The 21162-nt window shown below is 69.4% G+C and carries 14 protein-coding genes; 5 read left to right on the top strand and 9 right to left on the bottom strand.

Annotation, left to right across the window (positions count from 1 at the left end; all coding sequences use genetic code 11):
• Positions 1–57 precede the first annotated feature (57 nt).
• The 9 genes from gyrA to ugpC form a co-directional block, all read right to left on the bottom strand.
• Positions 58–2775 carry a DNA gyrase subunit A gene (gyrA, locus tag PQS31_RS14810; protein ID WP_272763553.1) on the bottom strand — a complete coding sequence of 906 codons (2718 nt, stop codon included), beginning with the start codon at positions 2773–2775 and terminating at the stop codon, positions 58–60.
• Between the two features lie 327 nt (positions 2776–3102).
• Entirely contained in the window at positions 3103–4161 is a 1059-nt protein-coding gene (gene mtnA / locus PQS31_RS14815; RefSeq protein WP_272763521.1) for an S-methyl-5-thioribose-1-phosphate isomerase, read from the bottom strand.
• Between the two features lie 118 nt (positions 4162–4279).
• Positions 4280–4879, bottom strand: a complete 600-nt coding sequence (locus PQS31_RS14820) for a hypothetical protein (RefSeq protein WP_272763522.1) — start codon at positions 4877–4879, stop codon at positions 4280–4282.
• A 331-nt stretch (positions 4880–5210) separates the two neighbouring features.
• Positions 5211–6188: an EF-P lysine aminoacylase EpmA gene (gene epmA / locus PQS31_RS14825; protein WP_272763523.1), complete on the bottom strand. Its 978-nt coding sequence runs from the start codon at positions 6186–6188 to the stop codon at positions 5211–5213.
• On the bottom strand, positions 6185–8689 hold the full coding sequence (gene ligA, locus PQS31_RS14830; RefSeq protein ID WP_272763524.1) for an NAD-dependent DNA ligase LigA: 2505 nt from the start codon (positions 8687–8689) through the stop codon (positions 6185–6187). Before ligA ends, epmA begins: the two co-directional genes overlap by 4 nt.
• Positions 8690–8742: 53 nt before the next feature.
• On the bottom strand, positions 8743–9153 hold the full coding sequence (gene fosX, locus PQS31_RS14835; protein WP_272763525.1) for a FosX/FosE/FosI family fosfomycin resistance hydrolase: 411 nt from the start codon (positions 9151–9153) through the stop codon (positions 8743–8745).
• Positions 9154–9163: 10 nt separating this feature from the next.
• Positions 9164–9910 (bottom strand): cell division protein ZipA, encoded by a 747-nt coding sequence (gene zipA / locus PQS31_RS14840; RefSeq protein WP_272763526.1) that lies wholly within the window; start codon positions 9908–9910, stop codon positions 9164–9166.
• 26 nt (positions 9911–9936) lie between these two features.
• A complete protein-coding gene (gene smc, locus PQS31_RS14845) occupies positions 9937–13449 on the bottom strand; it encodes a chromosome segregation protein SMC (RefSeq protein WP_272763527.1) in 3513 nt (1170 codons plus the stop codon).
• A gap of 339 nt (positions 13450–13788) precedes the next feature.
• Positions 13789–14886, bottom strand: coding sequence for a sn-glycerol-3-phosphate ABC transporter ATP-binding protein UgpC (ugpC, locus tag PQS31_RS14850; protein WP_272763528.1), 1098 nt, complete (start codon positions 14884–14886; stop codon positions 13789–13791).
• A gap of 274 nt (positions 14887–15160) precedes the next feature.
• On the opposite strand from ugpC, the gene zwf reads away from it, so the two are divergent.
• The 5 genes from zwf to eda all read left to right on the top strand — a co-directional run bounded on the left by zwf (position 15161) and on the right by eda (position 20992).
• Positions 15161–16582: a glucose-6-phosphate dehydrogenase gene (gene zwf, locus PQS31_RS14855; protein ID WP_272763529.1), complete on the top strand. Its 1422-nt coding sequence runs from the start codon at positions 15161–15163 to the stop codon at positions 16580–16582.
• On the top strand, positions 16579–17583 hold the full coding sequence (glk, locus tag PQS31_RS14860) for a glucokinase (protein ID WP_272763530.1): 1005 nt from the start codon (positions 16579–16581) through the stop codon (positions 17581–17583). Before zwf ends, glk begins: the two co-directional genes overlap by 4 nt.
• 56 nt (positions 17584–17639) lie before the next feature.
• Positions 17640–18332, top strand: a complete 693-nt coding sequence (pgl, locus tag PQS31_RS14865) for a 6-phosphogluconolactonase (protein ID WP_272763531.1) — start codon at positions 17640–17642, stop codon at positions 18330–18332.
• A 67-nt stretch (positions 18333–18399) separates the two neighbouring features.
• Entirely contained in the window at positions 18400–20316 is a 1917-nt protein-coding gene (gene edd / locus PQS31_RS14870) for a phosphogluconate dehydratase (RefSeq protein ID WP_272763532.1), read from the top strand.
• Between the two features lie 22 nt (positions 20317–20338).
• On the top strand, positions 20339–20992 hold the full coding sequence (gene eda, locus PQS31_RS14875; RefSeq protein WP_272763554.1) for a bifunctional 4-hydroxy-2-oxoglutarate aldolase/2-dehydro-3-deoxy-phosphogluconate aldolase: 654 nt from the start codon (positions 20339–20341) through the stop codon (positions 20990–20992).
• Positions 20993–21162 lie beyond the last annotated feature (170 nt).

Genomic DNA, 21162 nt, shown 5'->3' on the forward strand with positions numbered 1-21162 from the left:
CTTCGACGCGGTCGACGCGACGGTTCGCACCGCACCGGGCGGTGCGATGCGAACGGATCAGGCGTCCGGCGACGGCGTGTCCGTGGCCGGCGCGGCATCGACCGCCGGCGGCGGCGCCATGCCGTCATCGACGACCTCGTCGTCGATCGAGCCGTCGACGCGCTCGATGCCCTGCAGGCGCTCGTCCTTGGACAGACGCATCAGGGTCACGCCCTGGGTGTTGCGGCCCACGCGCGCGATTTCGGACGCACGCGTACGCACCAGGGTGCCGCCGTTGGAGATCAGCAGCACTTCATCGTGATTGCGCAGCAGCACCGCGCCGACCAGCGGCCCGTTGCGCTCGGTGGTCTGGATGCCGATGACGCCCTGGGTGCCACGCCCCTTGCACGGATATTCCGACAGCGGCGTGCGCTTGCCGTAGCCGTTCTCGGTGGCGGTGAGGATGTACGGAATGTCGTCGCCGGCCCCGGTCTGGACCACCACGGCCTCGTCCCCGGTGTCGACCGCCACGTCCTCGCCGGCCTCGTCCGCGGTCTCGTCGTCCACCGCCCCGCCCGCACTGTCGGCCACGATCAGGCTCACCACCTGCTCGCCCGCCGCCAGACGGATGCCGCGCACGCCGCCGGCCGTACGGCCCATCGACCGCACGCGATCCTCGGCGAAGCGCACCGTCTTGCCGTTCGAGGCGAACAGCAGCACGTCCTTGTCGCCGTCGGTGAGGGCCACGCCGATCAGCGCATCGCCCTCGTCGAGGCGGATCGCGATCTTGCCGCGCGCCAGGCGATAGGCGAATTCGGTCAGCGGTGTCTTCTTGACCGTGCCCGCGCGCGTGGCGAAGAACACGTAGTGTCCGTCGACGTACTCGCGCACCGGCACCACGGCCTGCACCTTCTCGTCGGCTTCGAGCGGAATCCAGTTGATGATCGGCCGGCCGCGGGCGTTCGGGCCGGCGTCGGGCAGCTGATGCACCGGCAGCCAGAAGACGCGGCCGGCGCTGGTGAAGGTCAACAGCGTGTCGTGGGTGTTGACCAGCCACAGCTGCTCGATGAAGTCCTCGTCCTTGGTGGCCGCCGCATTGCGGCCCCGGCCGCCGCGCTTCTGCGCACGATACGCGCTGACCGGCTGGCGCTTGGCGTAGCCGGAATGCGACAGGGTGACCACCACGTCTTCCGGCGCGATGAGGTCGAGGATGTCGAGGTCCTCTTCGCTGGCGCGGATCTCGCTGCGGCGTTCGTCGCCGAATTCGTCCTTGACGTTGCGCAGCTCGGTGCGGATCACCTCGAGCAGCACGTCGGGATCCTCGAGGATCTCGATCAGCCCGCGGATGGTCTCCAGCAGCTGCTTGTATTCCTCGGTGAGACGGTCCTGCTCCAGCCCGGTCAGGCGGTGCAGACGCATCTCGAGGATCTGCTGGGCCTGGGTCTCGGTGAGCTGGTACATGCCCTCGATCAGGCCCACGCCCTCGGGCAGATCTTCCGGTCGCGACGCGTCCGCGCCGGCGGCGCCGAGCAGCGAGGCCACCAGGCCCGGTGCCCAGGTCCGCGCCAGCATGCGCTCGCGGGCTTCGTTCGGGTTCGCCGAGGTCTTGATCAGCTCGATCATCTCGTCGATGTTGGCGAGCGCGACCGTCAGGCCTTCGAGAATGTGCGCGCGGTTGCGCGCCTTGCGCAGCTCGAAGATCGTCCGCCGCGTCACCACTTCGCGGCGATGGCGGATGAAGGCCTCGAGGATCTGCTTGAGGTTCAGCAGCTGCGGGCGGCCGTCGACCAGTGCCACCATGTTGATGCCGAACACCGACTCCATCTGCGTCTGCGAATAGAGGTTGTTGAGCACCACCTCGGCCGATTCGCCGCGCTTGACCTCGATGTAGATGCGCATGCCGTCCTTGTCGGACTCGTCGCGCAGTTCGCTGATGCCTTCGAGCTTCTTTTCCTTCACCAGCTCGGCGATCTTCTCGATCAGCCGGGCCTTGTTGACCTGGTAGGGAATCTCGGTGACCGCGATCGCCTCGCGGCCGTTGTCGGCGACCTCGATCTCCGCGCGCGCACGCATGCGCACGCGGCCGCGACCGGTGCGATACGCCAGATGGATGCCACCGACGCCGTTGATGATGCCCGCGGTCGGGAAATCGGGGCCGGGGATGTAGTCCATCAGGCCGTCGATGTCGATCTCGGGGTTGTCGATCAGCGCGATCAGCGCATCGACGACCTCACCCAGATTGTGCGGCGGGATGTTGGTGGCCATGCCGACGGCGATGCCGGCCGAGCCATTGACCAGAAGATTCGGAAAGCGCGTCGGCATCACCGACGGCTCGAGTTCCTTCTCGTCGTAATTGGGCTGGAAATCGACGGTTTCCTTGTCGATGTCGGCCATCAGCTCGTGGGTGAGCCGCGCCATGCGCGCCTCGGTGTAACGCATCGCCGCCGCCGAATCGCCGTCGACCGAACCGAAGTTGCCCTGCCCGTCGACCAGCATGTAGCGCAGCGAGAACGGCTGGGCCATGCGCACCAGCGTGTCGTACACCGACTGGTCGCCGTGCGGGTGGTACTTGCCGATGACGTCGCCGACGATACGCGCCGACTTGAAGTACGGCTTGTTGCTGTGCGCGCCGAGCTCGTTCATCGCGAACAGCACACGGCGGTGCACGGGCTTGAGCCCGTCGCGGACGTCGGGGAGCGCACGACCCACGATCACGCTCATCGCGTAATCGAGGTAGCTCCTGCGCATCTCGTCTTCGAGGTTGACGGGGATGATTTCTTTCGCGGAATCGACCATCGAGTGGGCTTGCATCCTGTCTGCGCGGCGCGGTTTCCAGCCGCCGGCGACATCCGCCCGCGCTGCGCGTACCGGCCACCGGCGACGCGATCAAAACGACAGGAAATCATAGCACGAAGCGAGGCTCCGCCCCAAGGTTTCCAGCGCTAAAACAACCACTTGCGTATCTCGGCGCTGGGCTTTTCATGGGGTCGGGCGCTGTTTCGCGCCGGATCCCTGGACGCGACATGCGGGCACCGCCTTGCGGGCACACCGACCGGGGCGCCATGACGGGGTGCAGGCGGTACGTGCAGCAGCGACGAAGCCGCTCGCCCCCGGGGCGCTGCTTCAGCCGAACACGGCGCGCATCGCCTCGGTCGTCGGACGTTCGACCACGCCGCGCTCGGTCACGATCGCGTCGACCAGATCGCCGGGCGTGACGTCGAAGACCGGATTCCAGGCCTGGATGCCGTCGGCCACGGTGCGACTGCCGCCGACACCGAACAGCTCGCCGGGATCACGCTGCTCGATCTCGATCAAATCGCCCGAGGCGGTGTCCATGTCCACCGTCGACGACGGCGCGACGACCATGACCTTGACGCCGTGGTGTCGCGCGGCGATCGCGAGCTGATAGGTGCCGATCTTGTTGGCGGTGTCGCCGTTGGCGCAGATGCGGTCGGCGCCGACGACGATCCACTGCACCGCACCGGTCTTCATCAGGTGCGCGGCCGCGGAGTCCGCGATCAGTGTCGCATCGATGCCGTCCTGCTGCAGTTCCCACACCGTCAGGCGCGCGCCCTGCAGCCAGGGCCGGGTTTCGCCGGCGAACACCTTGCCGATGCGCCCCTGCGCCATGCCGGCGCGGATCACGCCCAGCGCGGTGCCGAAGCCGGCCGTGGCCAGCGAGCCGGTATTGCAATGGGTCAGCACGCCGCTGCCGGGTGCGATGAGATCCGCGCCGAGCGCGCCCATATGCCGGTTCGCAGCGAGGTCTTCCTCGGCGATCGCCTGCGCCTCGCGTTCCAGCGCCTCGCGCCAGTCCGCGCCCGATGTCGCCAGCACGCGCCGCATCCGCGCCAGCGCCCAGGCCAGATTCACCGCCGTCGGCCGCGCCGCATTGAGCCGCTGCAGCGCAGGCTCGAGCTTCATCAGCGCGGCGTCGCCGTCCTCGGCCTCGATCTCGCGCGCACCGAGCACCGCGCCCCAGGCCGCGGCGATCCCGATCGCCGGCGCGCCGCGCACGGTCAGGGCGTGGATCGCCTGCGCGACATCGTCGCTGGTGGTGCAACCGACGTGCTCGACGACGAACGGCAGCTTGCGCTGGTCCAGCAATTCGAGCGTGTCGCCGGTCCACAGGATCGGGCGGATGTGGTCGTAGCGGTCGAAGTCGAGGGGGGATGCGTTCATGGGGCAATTGTAGATCGGGGATGCTGGATTGCTGTTGATCGGAGATGAGGGCTAGCGGCTACATCGAAGATTCCTGCCCGGATTGGCGCGGTCAGAACGCGACGGCGCGCGGTCGCTTCTATGAAAAGCGGACGCCGGCCGCGTGTCCGCTTTCGGCTTGGGGTTCTGCGTCGGCCTTTCCTGCCTCCATACCCTGCCTTTGCCTGTGGCCTTTGCCTTCGCCCTTGGCCTTGGCCTTGGCCTTGGGTTTGGCTTGGCTTGGCTTCCAGCCTTTGAAGTTCGAGCCGTAAAGCGAGCCGAGCACCGCAGTCTGACGCGGCCGAAGAGCAGCCCATGTCTGAGCGCAGCGAGTTTGGGCTGCGGAACCGTAAAGGTCCCAATGTGCCGCGTCAGGCGAGGAGCACAGGGGACCGGCGCGGCGCAGCCGCGTCGGCTCGCGCCCGGCAAAGGCGGTTTTGCTTACTTTTGACAAGACAAAAGTAAGCCGCGCGAACAGCGCGAAAGCTCTGTTCTTCGCGGTTAGGCGCGGCCACGCAAGACAAGCAAACGAAGCAAGTGCACAGCTTTCGCCCGCTGCGCGTGCGAGTCCCTTTTTGAAGGACCAAAAAGGAACCAAAAAGTCCCTTCGCCGGACGCGATCCGCCGCATGAAGCCGCGGCGGGCCCCTGCGCTTCTCGGTCAGTGGGGCACGCAGCCCAAACTCGCTGCGCTCAGACATGGGCTGCTCTTCGGCCCCGCTGCCCTGCGATGCTCGGCTCGCTTTACGGCTCCAAAGATCAAAGGCGCAAAGCGAAACAAAGCCGAGCCAGAGCAGAAGCGAAAGCAAAGCAAAAGCACATGCGACGGAGCGAACGCCAGGCAGACCTGCGTGCCGGAATCTCCCTCTCCACCCGAGACCGCCCTGAGAAATTCCATTACGCCAGCGGATCCGATACGCGTTTCAACCATCTCGCGGCCGACCATCTCCGCCTTCAGACCTTCAAGCCCTCAGGCGCTGGATTCACGCCTTCGCGGGAATGACGGACAAAGACGGACCTGCCGGGACGGCCCTAGGCCCGCGCGAAATCGAACGCGACCACATCGGCAATCCGCCCGGTCCCCAGCATCGCCATCATCAACCGGTCGACTCCAAGCGCCACACCTGCGCAGTCCGGAAATCCCGCATCGAGCGCAGCGAGCAGCGCGTTGTCGATCGCGGGCAGATCGCCGCCGCGCGCGCGGCGCACCGCGTGATCCCGCTCGAAGCGCCCGCGCTGCTCCGCGCCGTCGGCCAGCTCGTGATAGCCGTTCGCGAGTTCCAGCGCGCCGAGATACAGCTCGAAGCGCTCGGCCACCGGCACGCCGTCGCGCTCGACGACGCGGGCGAGCATGCATTGCGAGGCCGGGTAGTCGTGGACGACGAGGATCCGGTCGGCGGGGTTCGCCGGCTGGAGGCGATGGGTCATCAGCAGATCGAGCCAGTCGTCGCGGGTCAGTCCCTCGGGATCGATCCGCACGTCGCCGAGTGCCGTCTGCAGATGGCCGTCGTCGGCCGTCACCGGATCGAGGCCCAGCACATCGCGATACAGGGCGCGATAGGTCGTCTGCACGACCTCGGCACGCCGGCCGACGAGGGCGAGCGCGGCCTGCACCAGCGCGACGGTTTCGTCGGCCAGCTGGAACTGGTCCCATCCCACGCGGTACCACTCGAGCATCGTGAACTCGGGATTGTGGCGGCCACCGGCCTCGCCGTCGCGGAACACGCGGCCGAGTTCGTAGCAGTCGCCGAAGCCCGCTGCGAGCAGCCGTTTGAGCGGAAACTCGGGCGACGTCCGCAGCCAGCGCGTGCGCGCACCGGCCGAGACGTGGCCACTGAAGACCGTGCTGAAGCTGGCGACGTTGGGATCGGTATTGCCGGCCTGCGAGAGCATCGGCGTCTCGACCTCCGGCACCGCCCGGCCGGCGAAGAATCCGCGCAGCGTGGCATTGAGACGTGCGCGCAGGCGCAAGGTGTCGAAGTGGGCCGAGGGCGCCGATGTGTCCTTCATGCCTGCGATTCGAGAAATGCGAGCAGCGCCGCCTCGTCCCAGATCTCGATGCCCAGTTCCTGCGCCTTCGTCAGCTTCGATCCCGCCGCTTCGCCGGCGACGACCAGCGACGTCTTCCTGGACACGCTGCCGGCGATCTTCGCGCCGAGCGCTTCGAGGCGTTCGCCCGCCTCGTCACGGGTCATCGCCTCCAGGCTGCCGGTCAGCACGACCGTCTTGCCGTCGAGCGGACCGGTCGCCTTGACGCGCTTCATGGGCGCCGCATCGAGCAGGCGACGCATCGCCGCGTCACTGGCACGCAGTGCGGCCAGCGCGTTCGCGTCGGCGAGAAACGCCGCGAGATTGTCCGCGCCCGCGCCGGACAGACCGGCGCCGGTCCAGCCACTCGTGTTCGCGCGGAGCAACGCCTCCAGCGTGCCGTAGGTGTCGGCCAGCCGCTCGGCGCTCTTGCCGCCGAGCTTGTCGACCGGCAATGCCGACAACAGGTGGGCGAGCCCGAGGCGCTCACGCAGCTCGGCCGAGGGCGCCGCCTCGTCGGTGAACGTGATGCCGGCCGCGAGCAACGCATCGACGACCTCGACATTGCCCGGCTGTTCGAAGAATGTCGCGATCGAACGCGCCACTTCTCCGCCGATGTCGGGCAGTGCCTGAAGCAATACGGCCGGCGTCGTGCGCACGAAATCGAGCGTGCCGAGCCACTGTGCGAGCAACTTGGCCGTCGTCTCGCCCAGATGCGGAATACCGAGTGCGAACAGGAAGCGCGGCAGCGTGGTGGTGCGCGCGGCATCGATGCCCGCGACGAGATTCTCGGCCCATTTCGTCGCGAGCTTGCCGCCGGTCACGACGCGCAGATGCGCGCGCAGGAACGCGGCGTCCTTCCACACCGGCGACTCCTGCGCCAGCACCTGCTCGCCTTCCGCATCGAGCACGAGCGCGCCCTTGCTGTCGGCGACCACCTGCACGAAGTCCGCCGCAGTCGCGGCATCGAGCGCGGTCTTCATCCGCACCAGATCCTCGACGGTGAGCGCGAACAGGTCCGCCGGCGAATGCACGAACCCGAACTCGACCAGCGCCTCGGCCTGCTTGTCGCCGAGCCCCTCGATGTCCATCGCGCGACGCGACGCGAAATGGCGCACGGCTTCCTTGCGCTGCGCCGGGCACGTGAGGCCGCCCGTGCAGCGCCAGGCTGCGGCGCCCTCCTCGCGCACCAGTTCGGAGCCGCAGACCGGACACGTCGCCGGCATGGTCCACTCGACCGTGCCTTCGGGGCGTCGCGCCTCGATCACGCGCACGATCTCGGGAATCACGTCGCCGGCGCGGCGCACGATCACCGTGTCGCCCTCGCGCACGTCGAGCCGGCGGATCTGGTCCTCGTTGTGCAGCGTGGCGTTGGTGACCGTGACGCCGGCGACCTGCACCGGCTCCAGCCGCGCGACCGGAGTGATCGCGCCGGTGCGGCCGACCTGCACCTCGATCGCGCGCAGCACCGTCGACTGCTCCTGCGCCGGGAACTTGTGCGCCAGTGCCCAGCGTGGCGCGCGCGAGACGAAGCCCATCGTCGCCTGCTGGTCGAAATCGTCGAGCTTGTAGACCACGCCGTCGATGTCGTAGGGCAACGTGTCGCGGGCCGCGCCGATGCGTCGGAAATACGCGATCAGACCGTCGAAGCCGGTGGCGGTGTCGACCTCGGGGGCGACCGGGAAGCCCAGCGCCCGCAGCATTGCGAGGGTCTGCGAGTGGGTTTCCGGCAGCTCCAGGCCGCGCACCTCGCCGACCGAGTAGGCGAAGAACGCCAGCGGCCTGCGCCGGGTGACCGCCGGGTCGAGCTGGCGCAGCGAACCGGCCGCGCCATTGCGCGGATTCGCAAGCAGCTTCTCGTTCGCCTCCAGCGCCTTCGCATTCCAGGCCTCGAAGGCCTTGCGCGGCATGTAGATCTCGCCGCGCACTTCCAGCACCGCAGGCGGCGGCGCACCGGTGTCGCGCAGCTTCAGCGGCACGGCGCGGACCTGGCGCAGGTTGGCAGTGACGTTTTCGCCGGTGGCGCCGTCACCGCGGGTCGCGCCCTGCACGAACACACCGTCCTCGTAGCGCAGGCTGATCGCGAGCCCATCCAGCTTGGGCTCGACCGAAAACACCGGCGACTCGATACCGAGCTTCTGCTCGATCCGGCGCTCGAAATCGGCGACTTCGGCGTAGCGGGTGCGGTCGTCGGCGTCGCTGCCGACGCCGGCGGTCTCGAAGGCGTTGGCCAGCGACAGCATCGGAATCGCGTGGGTGACTTCGGGAAAGCCGCCATCGGGACGCGTGCCCACCGTGCGGGTCGGCGAGTCGTCGCGGGCGAGCTCGGGATGTGCGATTTCCAGCGCCTCGAGTTCGCGCAACAGCGCGTCGTACTCGGCGTCGGGAATCGACGGGTCGTCGAGCACGTAATAGCGGTGGTTGGCGGTCTCGATCAGCGCGCGCAGCTCGGCAGCGCGGTCGGAAGGCGATGGCGTCGGCATGGGGGGGATTGTAGGCGGTCCGCCCGTACGTGCAGGCGCGCGCCGCGGCGGATCTACGAGGTCGCAGCGTAGGCGGCGAGACGCGCGTCGAGCGTGCCGGCGTGCAGTTCGAACAGGTGATTGTCGAAGTCGTGGAAGTACAGCGACTCGCCCTCGCCTTCGCTGCGCGGCCGCGGCGGACGGATCTCGACACCGAGCCGCTCGAGGCGAGTGCGGTAGCCGGGCAGATCCTCGGCATCCACCTGGAACGCCACGTGGCGGTAGCTGCGCTCGGCAGGCGGTTCGCCCTCCATCGCCACCAGCCAGACCCCACCGAGGACGAAGAACTTCTCGGGCGACAGCGAATGCGTGCGCTCGCCGCTGTCGTAGACCTCGCGCGCGCCGAGCCCGTCCACCAGCAGACGCGCCGTACGTTCGAGATCCCGTACCAGGAACGTCAGATGGCTGATGCCGGCGATCGCCATCGTGCCGGGCTCACCAGCGCGGGCTGCGCGTCACCGGCGGCACTTCGTGCTCGCGGTCCCAGCTGCGGAGTTCGTCACGCAGGCCGGCGATGCGCTGACGGCCGAGCGCGTTGCGCTGCTCGTCGAGCAACACGCCGTCGAGCAGTTCGGCCATGCGTTCGGCGGTGGGCAGCATCGCGTCCCAGGCATCGAGGGCGCGCACCGGCGCCGGCAGGGTGAGGAAGAATGCGATCGCCGGGGTTTCCAGGGTCTGGATTTCGGCCATCTCGAAGCTGCCGGGGCTGCGGATGTTGGCGACGCTGAAGATCGGACCGCGCTCGGGATGATTGTCGACGAGACGGTGGAACACGTTCATGTGGCCATAGGTCAGGCCGGTCTTTTCCGCGGCGACCACGATGTCCGGCCCGCGCAGCACGTTGCCGGCGCGCGCGGCGATGTAGAGGGTGACGATCTTGTCGAAGTCATCCGTGCTGCGCTTGCCCAGCTCGCTGTTGGGCGACACGGTGCCGACGGTGCGATCGAGCAGGTCCATCTCGGCCTGCATCTCCGGCGCGTCACCGGCTTCGCGTGCCACGCCGGCCTCGCCGAGATCCCGCTCGAGCTGCGCGCCGAGCGTCGGTTCGACCCGGGCATCGTCGTCGTGCACGACACGCCGGCCCTGTCCGCTGCGCGGCCGCGTTCCGAAGTACAGGATCGCCGCCAGCAGCAGTGCGCCGGCCACCGCAATCGCGATCCGTAGCATCGACTCGTCAGACATTCGCGGTGTTCTCCTCTGGGGCGGAATCAGGCAGCGCCGGCCAGACGCGTGGCTTCGGCGAGATCGACGGACACCAGGCGGCTCACGCCCGGCTCGCGCATGGTAACGCCGCTGAGCTGGGATGCGGCTTCCATCGTCGCCTTGTTGTGGCTGACGAACAGGAACTGCACCTGCTCGCTCATTTCCTTGACCATCGCCGTGAAGCGGCCGACGTTGGCCTCGTCGAGCGGCGCGTCCACCTCGTCGAGCAGACAGAACGGCGCCGGATTCAACTGGAAGATCGAGAACACCAGCGCCACCGCGGTCATCGCCTTCTCGCCGCCGGACAGCAGCGAGATGTTGGACACGCGCTTGCCCGGCGGCCGCGCCATGATCGCCACGCCGGTGTCGAGCAGATCGTCGCCGGTGAGTTCGAGGTAGGCGTGGCCGCCACCGAACAGGCGCGGGTACAGGCCCTGAACACCGGCATTGACCTTGTCGAAGGTGTCCTTGAAGCGCCCGCGGGTCTCGCGGTCGATCTTGCGGATCGCCTCCTCGAGCGTGTCGAGCGCCGACGTCAGATCGGCGTCCTGCGCGTCCAGGTATTCCTTGCGCTGCGCGGCCTCGGCATGCTCGGCGATCGCGGCGAGGTTCACCGGCTCCAGGCGGCGCAGGCGCGCGTCGAAATCGGTGACGGTCTTCTCCCAGTCCTTGGCGTTCGCGGTCTCGTCGAGCCCGTTCAACACGTCCTCGACGACGAAGCCGGCTTCGACCACCTGTGCAGCCAGCTGATCGGCCGCGATCACCAGGGCCTGCTGGTCCAAGCGCCGCTGGCCGATCGCCTCGCGCTGGGTGAGGGCCTGGGCGTCACGCTGCTGACGCACCTGCTCGAAGGTGCGCAGTTCGTTGTCGACGCCTTCCAGCGCGGAGCGCGCCTGGGCCAGCGCGCGCTCGGTGCGCACACGTTCCTCGAGCGCCACCTGGCGCTGCTGCTCGAGCGCATCGACCGGGGAATCACCGCTGGCCAGCTGCGCCGACAGTTCGCCCAGGCGGCTGTCGATCTGGCCGCGCTGGCCGCCCATGCGTGCCAGGGCCTGGGTCAACGACGTGATCTGGGCACGCTGCGATTCGAGCGTGAGCGCAAGCGCGTGCGCGGTATCGCGCGATTCGCGCGCCGCGGCGCGGGCCTGCTCGCGGGCCTCGACCAGGGTGCGGCGCTCGGCTTCGAGCGTGGCGCGCGCCGCTTCGAGTTCGGCCATGCGTTCGACCGCACCTTCCAGACGCACGCGGGCTTCGGAGGTCTGCTGCGCGGCGTCGTCGAGGGTCTCGTGCAATTGCGCGAGGTCGGCGTCGATACGCTCCAGTCGGGTGCGCGCCGCTTCGACGCGGCCCTGCTGGCTCTGCACCTGCCCGGCGAGTTCGGATACGGCGCGATGGGCGACGTACAGCGCCCGCTGCGCGTCCTCGCGTTGCTGCTCGACCGCGAGCAACTGTTCGCGTCCTTGCGCGATGCGCGTCTCGAGCGCCTGCTCCTGGTTCTGCAGCGTGGCGATCTCCCCGCGCAGCGACTGGATCTCGCGCTCGCGCAGCAGCGCGCCCTGTTTGGCCGCGCCCGAGCGCGAGACGCGCACCCAGCCGTCGCCGAGGCGCTCGCCGCTCCGGGTGATCACCGAATCGCCTTCGCCGAGTCGGGCCTGCAGCGCGCGCGCCTCGGCCAGCGTCTCGGCCACGTGCAGGCGGGCGAGCAGGCGGCGGATCGCCAGCGGACCCTGCACCTTCGTCGCCAGCGAGGTCGGTGCGAACGCCGCCTCGCCGGTCTCGGCCGAGACCAGCGCAAGCCGGCTTTCACCCAGCTCGCCCAGCGCGTCGACCAGGTCGGCCGGCACGCCGCTGCCTTCGACCAGGACGCCTTCGATCAGCTGTCCGAGCGCACTTTCGACGGCGAACTCCCAGCCCGATTCGACCCGCAGCGATTCGCCGACACGCGTGGCGGACTCGAGTCCGCGCTGGCGCAGCCACTCGACCGCGGCGCCCTGCTCCTGGCCCAGCGCGGCGTGCTGCAGTGTCTCCAGCGATGCCAGACGGCCGCGGGCCTCCTGCGCGCGCTTGCGTACGCCGGAGAGGTCCTCCTGCGCACCGCGCTGCGCATCCTGCAGTTCGACGGCCGCCGCTTTGCGCGCTTCGAGTTCCTCCCCGAGCGTGTCCAGCGCGGCCTTCTGCTCGTCGTGACGGATCTGCAGGTCGGTGAACGCCTCGCCCAGCGCGTCGAGGTCGAATCCGGCACGCTCGGCCTGCAGCTGCTGGCGGCGACGATCGGCTTCCAGCGCCTGGCGGTCGAGGTAGTCCACCCGGGTGCGCTCGACATCGCCGGCGCGGGCCGCTTCGCCCTGTTCGCGATTGTGGGCCTCCCAGCGCGACTGCCAGTCGCCGAGCGCCGTTTCCGCGTCGCGCAGTGCGTCCTGGCGCACCGCGTCCTCGTCCTGCAACTGCGCCAGACGCGGTTCGGCGTCGGCGATGCTCTCGTGCAACGTGTCCAGCCGCAGCTGGTCCTGGTCGATGTGCTGCCCGATCTCGGCCAGCTGCGCCTGTGCCTCGTCCCGGGCCTTGAGCAGGCGGGCGGAGAGTTCGCGCTGGTGCTGGATCTGCTGTTCCAGACGCGCCAGCAGACCGCTGACCTCGTAACTCTCGGCCTGCGCGCGGTTGAGGGCCTCGCTGGCCTCGTGACGCCGCTCGCGACCGGTCTCGAGCTCGCGCTCGGCCTCGCGCTGTTCGGCGATCAACTGCTCGAGCCGCGTTTCTTCCTGGGCCAGCCCCTCGCGCAGCGCGCGCAGCCGTGAATCCAGGGTGCGCCACTCCAGCGCCTTCCATTCGGCATCGCGGATGCGCCGTTCGGCCTGGATCGCGGTGTACTGCTCGGCCTGCTTGGCCTGCCGCGCCAGATGCTGCAGCTGCTTGCCCACTTCCTCGCGCAGGTCGCTCAGGCGGTCGAGGTTCTCGCGCGTGTGGCGGATGCGGGTCTCGGTCTCCTTGCGGCGCTCCTTGTACTTGGAGATGCCGGCCGCTTCCTCGAGGTAGACCCGCAGTTCCTCGGGCTTGGCGTCGATGACCTGCGAGATCATGCCCTGCTCGATGATCGAGTAGCTGCGCGGGCCCAGGCCCGTGCCCAGGAACAGGTCGGTGATGTCGCGGCGGCGGCACTTGGTGCCGTTGAGGTAGTAACCGCTCTGGCCGTCGCGGCTGACGGTGCGTTTGACCGAAATCTCGTTGAACGCGGCGTATTCGCCCTGGATGGTGTGGTCGCTGTTGTCGAAGATCAGCTCCACCATCGCCTGCGACACCGGCTTGCGCGCGGTGGAGCCGGCGAAGATCACGTCGGTCAGCGAATCACCGCGCAGCCGGCTGGCCGAGGATTCGCCCATCACCCAGCGCACCGCGTCGATGATGTTCGACTTGCCGCAGCCGTTGGGCCCCACCACGCCGGTCATGTTGGTCGGCAGGTGCAGGGTGGTCGGATCGACGAACGATTTGAAACCGGCGAGCTTGATCGTGGACAGGCGCATGCGGGCTTTGGTGGCCTCTTGGCGCCTGTACGGCGCGGTGGAAGACGAACGTCATGTCACGCACTACACGAACTCGTCATCGCAAGGGATTGATTCCAAAACGACGCGGGGCCGCCTGCGCGCGCAAGCGACCAGTATAGCGAGGCACGGGAGCAGCAGGACCGCCCTGCTGCGCACGCCCCCTATTCCACCGCCCCGCTCCGCGCGGCGACCGGGCCTCGTGACGCCTGGCGGCATCGGTGGAGCGAAACGGCCCCGCTGTCGCCCCGCGACCGCGGCGCTGGCCGGCGCGCGTGCCGCGCGGGCGGTACCGGGCGCAGGCCCGCGCCTGCAGCAGCCTCAACCGGCCGGCGTGATCAGCCGCTCGCCGGTTTCGATGTCGAATGCATGCGCGCGCCCCGCCGCGATCACCAGCGGCAGGGCCTCGCCCGGTACCGGCACGCGATCCGGCGGCAGGCGCGCGATCAGCGCGCTCGGCCCCAGGCGCAGGTTGACGAAGACCTCGCTGCCGACCGGCTCCACCACTTCGACCACCGGCGACAGCGCGGCACCGGCCCCGTCTGCCGGCAGCAGATGTTCGGGGCGGATGCCCAGATCGATCGTGCGGCCGTTCCAGTCGGCCGGAAAGCCGGCATCGCCGAGCGCGAGCGTGATGCCGCCGCCGGCATCGAGATGCCAGCCGTCCGCCGCCTGCGCCAGCGTACCGCGCAGGACGTTCATCGCCGGGCTGCCGAGGAAGGTGGCGACGAACAGGTTCGCCGGGCGCTCGTACAGCGCCATCGGCGTGTCGATCTGCTGGATGTGTCCGTCCTTGAGCACCACGATGCGCTGCCCCAGCGTCATCGCCTCGATCTGGTCGTGGGTGACGTAGATCATCGTCGTGCCGAGCTGACGATGCAGCCGCGCGATCTCCACGCGCATGCCGGCGCGCAGCTTGGCATCGAGGTTCGACAGCGGCTCGTCGAGCAGGAAGACCTGCGGCTGACGCACCAGCGCACGTCCCAGGGCGACGCGCTGGCGCTGGCCGCCGGAGAGCTGCACCGGCTTGCGGTCGAGCACCGTGTCCAGTTCGAGCATCCGCGCGGCGTCGTCCACGCGCGCGGCGATCGCGGCTTTCGACTGTCCGCGCAGCTTCAACCCGAACGCGAGGTTCTCGGCCACGCTCATGTGCGGATACAGGGCGTAGCTCTGGAACACCATCGCGATGTCGCGATCCTTCGGCGCCACATCGTTGACCACGCGCTCGCCGATGGTCAGCGTGCCGTCGCTGATCGCCTCGAGTCCGGCCACCATGCGCAGCAGTGTGGACTTGCCGCAGCCGGAAGGTCCGACGAGCACCAGCAACTCGCCGTCGGCGACCTCGAACGTGGCGCCGGCCACACCGACGTAGCCGTTCGGATACACCTTGCGCACCGCATCGAACCGCACCTTGGCCATGCCTTCTCCCGACTGACGCGTGGCGTGTGGGCATGCACACGCCGCCGAGCGGCCGCATGCACACGTGATCGGCTATTCTGCCATGTAACCGTTTTCAAGCGCAGCCGGATCCGGGCGTCGACGAGGAACGCGACGCATACGTATGTGACCACCGCGCAGGCCGCTCGCGATGCGCTTCGTCGGCGTCCGCGTGCGATCGGGCATTGCGGTCGAGGACCATCGCACGACACACTCCGTGATTCCCAATCCTGAACCCGAAGCGAATCCGGCGTCCATGCACGACTCCCTGCTGCTGTTCGGTGCCACTGGTGATCTGGCGCAACGCTATCTCTTTCCCTCGCTGCTGCATCTGCTGCGCGACCGGCTGCTCCCCGAGACGTTCCGGGTCATTGCGATCGCACGCAGCGAGCACGACGACGCCAGCTTCCAGGCGTGGCTGCGCGAGCGCCTGGGCGACGAGTACGACATCGCGCTGCTCGACGAGCTGCTGCGCCGCACGCATTACGTGCCCGTGGACCTGTCGGACGCCGACTCGATGGCCGCCGCGCTGTCGCGCTTCGCCGATCGCCCCGCGGTCAGCTATCTGTCGACGCCGCCGAACCTGTTCGCATCGGCCTGTCGCGGGCTGAAGGCCGCGGGCCTGCTCGAGGCGCCGTCACGGCTGGTGCTGGAGAAGCCGATCGGCCACGACCTGGCCAGCGCCCAGGACATCGATGCGACGCTGAAGGCGGCACTGAGCGAGTCGCAGATCTTCCGGATCGATCATTACCTCGGCAAGGCACCGGTGCAGAACCTGCTGGCGCTGCGCCTGGGCAACACGCTGTTCGAGGCGGTCTGGGAGCGGCGCTGGATCGAATCGGTCGACATCATCGTCGCCGAGACCGCCGGCGTGGACGGCCGCGAGGGCTACTACGCCGATTACGGCGCGCTGCGCGACATGGTCCAGAACCACATGCTGCAGCTGCTGGCGCTGATCGCGATGGAACCGCCGGCGGCGATGGACACCGACAGCATCCGTGACGAGAAGCGCAAGGTGCTGCGCGCCCTTCGGCCGATGACGCCGGCCGCGGCCGCGGCCGACAGCATCCGCGGCCGCTATCGTGACGGCGTCGTGGACGGCCGGGCGGTCCAGGGCTTCAAGCACGGCGGGCACGACGACGTGGAAACCTTCGTCGGCGTGCGCGCATGGATCGACAACTGGCGTTGGGCCGGTGTGCCGTTCCGTCTGGTGACGGGCAAGCGCATGCCGTCGCGCACCAGCGAGGTCGTCGTGACCTTCAAGCCGGTCACCCACTGGCTGTTCGGCGCCGACGAGCGCAAGCGCGCGCGGGCCAACCAGTTGCGCGTGCGCCTGCAGCCCGAGGAGACCATCGAACTCGGCCTGATGGGCAGCCTGGCCGCCTCGGAGTGGAGTGCGAACGAATTGCAGCCGATGTCGCTGGACCTGGCGATGCTGCCGCCCAAGCGGCGCATCGCCTACGAGCGACTGATGATCGACGCACTCAAGGGCGACCAGACCCTGTTCGTGCGCGACGACGAGGTGGAGGCCGCCTGGCGCTTCATCGACAGCATCAGCGCGGCCTGGCGCGAAGCGGGCACGCCCGTGCGCGACTATCCCGCCGGCAGCTGGGGGCCGGTCGAAGCGCAGCCCTTCCTGCCGCGCACGCTGACCACGCACAACGGACGTAAATCGTGAGCACGACGGGGGCGCTGGCCCTGCTCGCCGACATCGGCGGCACGAACGCCCGTTTCGCGCTGGCCGATACCGGCAGCGCCACGCCGCTGCGGCTCGACACCGTGCACGGATTCGCGGTCGCGGATTTTCCGTCGCTGGCCGAAGCCGCGCAGCACTATCTCGACACCACCGGGCACGGCGACGGCGCCACGATCCGGCGCGCGGTGTTCGCCGTCGCCGGCCGCGTCGACGGCGACGAGGCGCGCATCACCAATCATCCGTGGGTGATCTCGCGTCCGCGCACCCGGCAGCAGCTCGGCCTCGAGGACGTCGAGCTGGTCAACGATTTCGCGGCCCAGGCGATGGCGATCCCGCTGCTGCAGCCCGGGGACTACAGCGCCATCGGCGGCGTGCCGTGGGCCGTGCCGAAGGATGCAAATGGCCCCTGCACCTATGCGGTGATCGGCCCGGGCACCGGCCTCGGCGTCGGCGGCCTGGTGATCCGCGACGGCCAGCACCATCCGCTGGAAACCGAGGGCGGCCACGTGAGCTTCCCGCCGGGCACGCCCGAGGAGATCCGCATCCTGGAACACCTGTCGGCGCAGTTCGGACGGGTGTCGAACGAGCGGCTGATCTGCGGCCCCGGCCTGGTCAACATCCATCGCGCGCTGAGCGAGATCGCCGGCGTCGATCCCGGGCCGATGCGTCCGGCCGACATCACCGCGGGGGCCGCCGCCGGCGATCCGCGCTGCAGCCGCGCGGTCGATGTGTTCTGCGCGGTGTTCGGTGCGATCGCAGGTGACCTCGTGCTCACCCTCGGTGCGTGGAACGGTGTCTTCCTCACCGGCGGCCTGGTGCCGAAGATGCTCGATTCGATCCGCCATTCGGGCTTCCGCCAGCGCTTCGAACACAAGGGCCGGTTCTCGCCGACGATGGGCCAGGTGCCGAGCGTGGCCGTCACCCACCCCCATGCGGGTCTGCTGGGCGCGGCGGCGATCGCCTGCCGCAAGGCCGTCGCGTGAATACGTCCGCGGCGGCGGCCTTTGGCAATACCGCCGGAATCGGCGAGGATGCAAGCATGCATCTGCACGCTTACGAATCCGCCACCCAATGGACCTGGGGCGCGGCGATCGCGATTTCGTCCGCGATCGCCCGCGATCTGCAGCAGCGGCCGCGCGCGCGCCTGCTGCTCTCGGGAGGCAAGACACCCGGCCCGGTCTACGCCGCGCTGTCCAAGGCACCGCTCGACTGGGAGAAGGTCGATGTCGCCCTGGTCGACGAGCGCTGGCTGCTGCCCGAAGACCCCGACAGCAATGCGCGCCTGGTGCGCGAGACGCTGATCCAGAACAAGGCACAGAAGGCGCGGCTCGAGGCGATCACCCGCGCCGGACGGCCGTTCGACGAGGCGCTCGCCACGGCCAACCTGCACGCCAAGCAGCCGGCCGGTGTCGTCGTCCTGGGCATGGGCGACGACGGCCACACGGCGTCGCTGTTTCCGGGCATGCAGGACTTCGACCGCGCGGTCGCGGCCAGCACGCCGTACGTCGGCGTCGATGCCACAGGATGTCCGGGCGCGGGCCAGTGGCACCGGCGCATCAGTCTCACGCCGGCCGGGCTCGCCCCAGCGCACACCCGCATCCTGCTGGTGCGCGGCGAGAAGAAGCGCGCACTGCTCGACCGCCTCGTCGAGAGTGACGACATCCGTGAGCTTCCGGCGCGTCTGGCGCTGACCGTGCCCGGCGCCGCGCTGCACGTGCACTGGTGCCCCTGATCCGGCGCTGCCCGCGCCCCCCCTGCGCGCGGTGCACCCCCTCCCCCACGACTCGTAGCCGCCGCCCATGAGCCTGCATCCGACCGTCCAATCCGTCACCGAGCGCATCCGTCAACGCAGCGCCGCCTCGCGTCGCGCCTATCTGGACGGCATCGCACGCATGCGCGACGAAGGCCCGCTGCGCGGGCGGCTGAGCTGCGCGAATCTGGCCCACGGCTTCGCCGCCAGTGGTCCGGTCGACAAGCAGCGCCTGCGCGCCGAGCCGACCGCGAACATCGGCATCGTCACCGCGTACAACGACATGCTCTCGGCGCACCAGCCTTACGAGAGCTATCCGGAATTCATCCGCAATGCGGCGCGCGCCCTCGGTGCCACGGCGCAGGTGGCCGGCGGCGTGCCGGCGATGTGCGACGGCGTCACCCAGGGCCGCGCCGGCATGGAGCTGTCGCTGTTCTCGCGCGACGTCATCGCCCAGGCCACGGCGATCGCGCTGTCGCACGACATGTTCGACAGCAGCGTCTACCTGGGCATCTGCGACAAGATCGTGCCCGGCCTGCTGATCGGCGCCCTCGCCTACGGCCACCTGCCGGCGATCTTCGTGCCCGGCGGTCCGATGACGCCGGGCATCCCGAACAAGACCAAGGCGGCGGTGCGCGAGCGCTACGCCGCCGGCGAGGCCACGCGCGAGGAACTGCTGGAGGTCGAAGCGCAGTCCTACCACTCGGCCGGCACCTGCACGTTCTACGGCACCGCCAACTCCAACCAGACCATGCTCGAGGCGATGGGCGTGCAGCTGCCCAGCGCGGCGTTCATCAATCCCGGCACGCCGCTGCGCGAGGCACTGACCCGCGAGGCGGTCTCGCGCGCGGTCGCGATCAGCGCGCTCGGCAACGATTACCGTCCGCTCGGCGAACTCATCGACGAACGCGCGATCGTCAACGCGGTCGCGATGCTGATGGCCACCGGCGGCTCGACCAACCACACCATCCACTGGGTCGCCGTCGCCCGCGCGGCCGGCATCCTGCTCACCTGGGACGACATGGACGCGCTGTCGCAGGTGGTGCCGCTGCTGGCCCGCGTGTATCCCAACGGCGAGGCGGATGTGAACCGCTATCACGCCGCCGGCGGCAATGCGTTCGTGTTCCGCGAGCTGATGGACGCCGGCCTGATGCACGACGATCTGACGACCGTCGCCGACGGCGGCATGCGCGCCTACTGCAACGATCCCAAGCTGGACGGCGATCGCCTCGTCTACGTGCCCGGCGTCGAACACAGCGCCGACACCACCGTCCTGCGCCCCGCCTCCGATGCCTTCGAGGCGCAGGGCGGCCTGCGCCTGCTGCGCGGCAATCTCGGCCGCTCGCTGATCAAGCTCTCGGCGGTCAAGCCGGAATACCGCAGCATCGAGGCACCGGCCGTCGTCGTCGACACGCCGCAGGCGCTCAACCGCCTCCATGCGGCCGGTGCGTTGCCGCAGGATTTCGTGGCCGTGGTGCGCTACCAGGGCCCGCGGGCCAACGGCATGCCCGAACTGCATTCGCTGGCGCCGCTGCTGGGCATGCTGCAGAACCAGGGCCGGCGCGTCGCGCTGGTGACCGACGGACGCCTGTCGGGCGCATCGGGCAAGATTCCCGCCGCGATCCACGTCACCCCCGAAGCCGCGCGCGGCGGTCCGCTCGCCTACCTGCGCGAAGGCGACATGATCCGCCTCGACGGCGAGGCCGGCACGCTGGAAGCCCTGGTCGACGCCGACGACTGGGCGGCCCGCGAAGCCGCCGCCGACACCGCGCCGGCCCCCACCGACTACGGTCGCAACCTGTTCGGCTACAACCGCGCGAACGTCTCGCCCGCCGACCAGGGCGCGCTGTCGATCTCGTGCGGGCCGGCCACCACCGACAGCAGCGCGTGGGACTACGACGCCGAGTACGATCTCGGCGCCGATGCCGCCGCACTCGAAGCGCCGCACGACTCCAAGGATGCCTGATCCGATGACCTCGACCGCCTCCATGCAGGATCGCCAGTCCCACGCCGCGGAACTCCTGCGCAACGCCGGCGTGCTGCCGGTGATCACCGTCCACACCCTCGACGAGGCGCGCGCGATCGCCGACGCCCTGCTCGAAGGCGGCTTGAACACGCTCGAACTCACCCTGCGCACGCCGGTGGCCGTCGATGCGCTGGCGATGCTCAAGCGCGAACGGCCGGGCATCGTCATCGGCGCGGGCACGGTGCTCAACGCCGACAACATCCGTGCATCGGTCGATGCGGGCGCCGACTTCCTGGTGACGCCGGGCACGCCGGCTGCGCTCGCCGATGCGCTGGTCGACGCGGCGATCCCGGCCGTGCCGGGCGCGGCCACGCCGACCGAGTTCATGGCGCTGCGCGAGCGCGGTTTCCGCAACTGCAAACTGTTCCCGGCCAGCGCGGTCGGTGGCCTGGCGATGCTCAAGGGCCTGGCCGGTCCGCTGCACGACATGCGCTTCTGCCCGACCGGCGGCATTTCCGAATCCAACGCGGCCGAGTTCCTGGCGCAGCCGAACGTGCTCTGCATCGGCGGTTCGTGGATGCTGGACAAGGCCTGGATCGCCGCGGGTGACTGGACCCGCGTGCGCGAGACGGCGGCGCGTGCGGCGCAGATCGTGCGCGCGGCGCGGGCGGCCTGACCGGGACTTGCGCGCGCGTTCCGCGCCGCTGCTCCGCCCGGCGCTGCGGGTGACGTCGAATCGGTTGTAGACAGACCTCGGGCGGCGGTCGTCAGTCGCCGTCCAGGCAGTTGCGTTGGCGCGGCGAACATCCCGTATCGCAGCGCTCGCGCGCGATGCGACGTTGCCGG

Source organism: Luteimonas sp. BLCC-B24 (assembly GCF_028550595.1).
In the GTDB taxonomy this organism is placed as follows: Bacteria; Pseudomonadota; Gammaproteobacteria; order Xanthomonadales; family Xanthomonadaceae; genus Luteimonas.

Bases quoted from the DNA above. Each gene is read 5' to 3' on its own strand.
- PQS31_RS14820 (WP_272763522.1), bottom strand. From the start codon at position 4,879: ATGTCTGAGCGCAGCGAGTTTGGGCTGCGTGCCCCACTGACCGAGAAG.
- zipA (WP_272763526.1), bottom strand. From the start codon at position 9,910: ATGTCTGACGAGTCGATGCTACGGATCGCGATTGCGGTGGCCGGCGCA.
- ugpC (WP_272763528.1), bottom strand. From the start codon at position 14,886: ATGGCCAAGGTGCGGTTCGATGCGGTGCGCAAGGTGTATCCGAACGGC.
- epmA (WP_272763523.1), bottom strand. From the start codon at position 6,188: ATGAAGGACACATCGGCGCCCTCGGCCCACTTCGACACCTTGCGCCTG.
- smc (WP_272763527.1), bottom strand. From the start codon at position 13,449: ATGCGCCTGTCCACGATCAAGCTCGCCGGTTTCAAATCGTTCGTCGAT.
- edd (WP_272763532.1), top strand. From the start codon at position 18,400: ATGAGCCTGCATCCGACCGTCCAATCCGTCACCGAGCGCATCCGTCAA.
- ligA (WP_272763524.1), bottom strand. From the start codon at position 8,689: ATGCCGACGCCATCGCCTTCCGACCGCGCTGCCGAGCTGCGCGCGCTG.
- gyrA (WP_272763553.1), bottom strand. From the start codon at position 2,775: ATGGTCGATTCCGCGAAAGAAATCATCCCCGTCAACCTCGAAGACGAG.
- pgl (WP_272763531.1), top strand. From the start codon at position 17,640: ATGCATCTGCACGCTTACGAATCCGCCACCCAATGGACCTGGGGCGCG.
- eda (WP_272763554.1), top strand. From the start codon at position 20,339: ATGCAGGATCGCCAGTCCCACGCCGCGGAACTCCTGCGCAACGCCGGC.
- mtnA (WP_272763521.1), bottom strand. From the start codon at position 4,161: ATGAACGCATCCCCCCTCGACTTCGACCGCTACGACCACATCCGCCCG.
- zwf (WP_272763529.1), top strand. From the start codon at position 15,161: ATGCACGACTCCCTGCTGCTGTTCGGTGCCACTGGTGATCTGGCGCAA.
- fosX (WP_272763525.1), bottom strand. From the start codon at position 9,153: ATGGCGATCGCCGGCATCAGCCATCTGACGTTCCTGGTACGGGATCTC.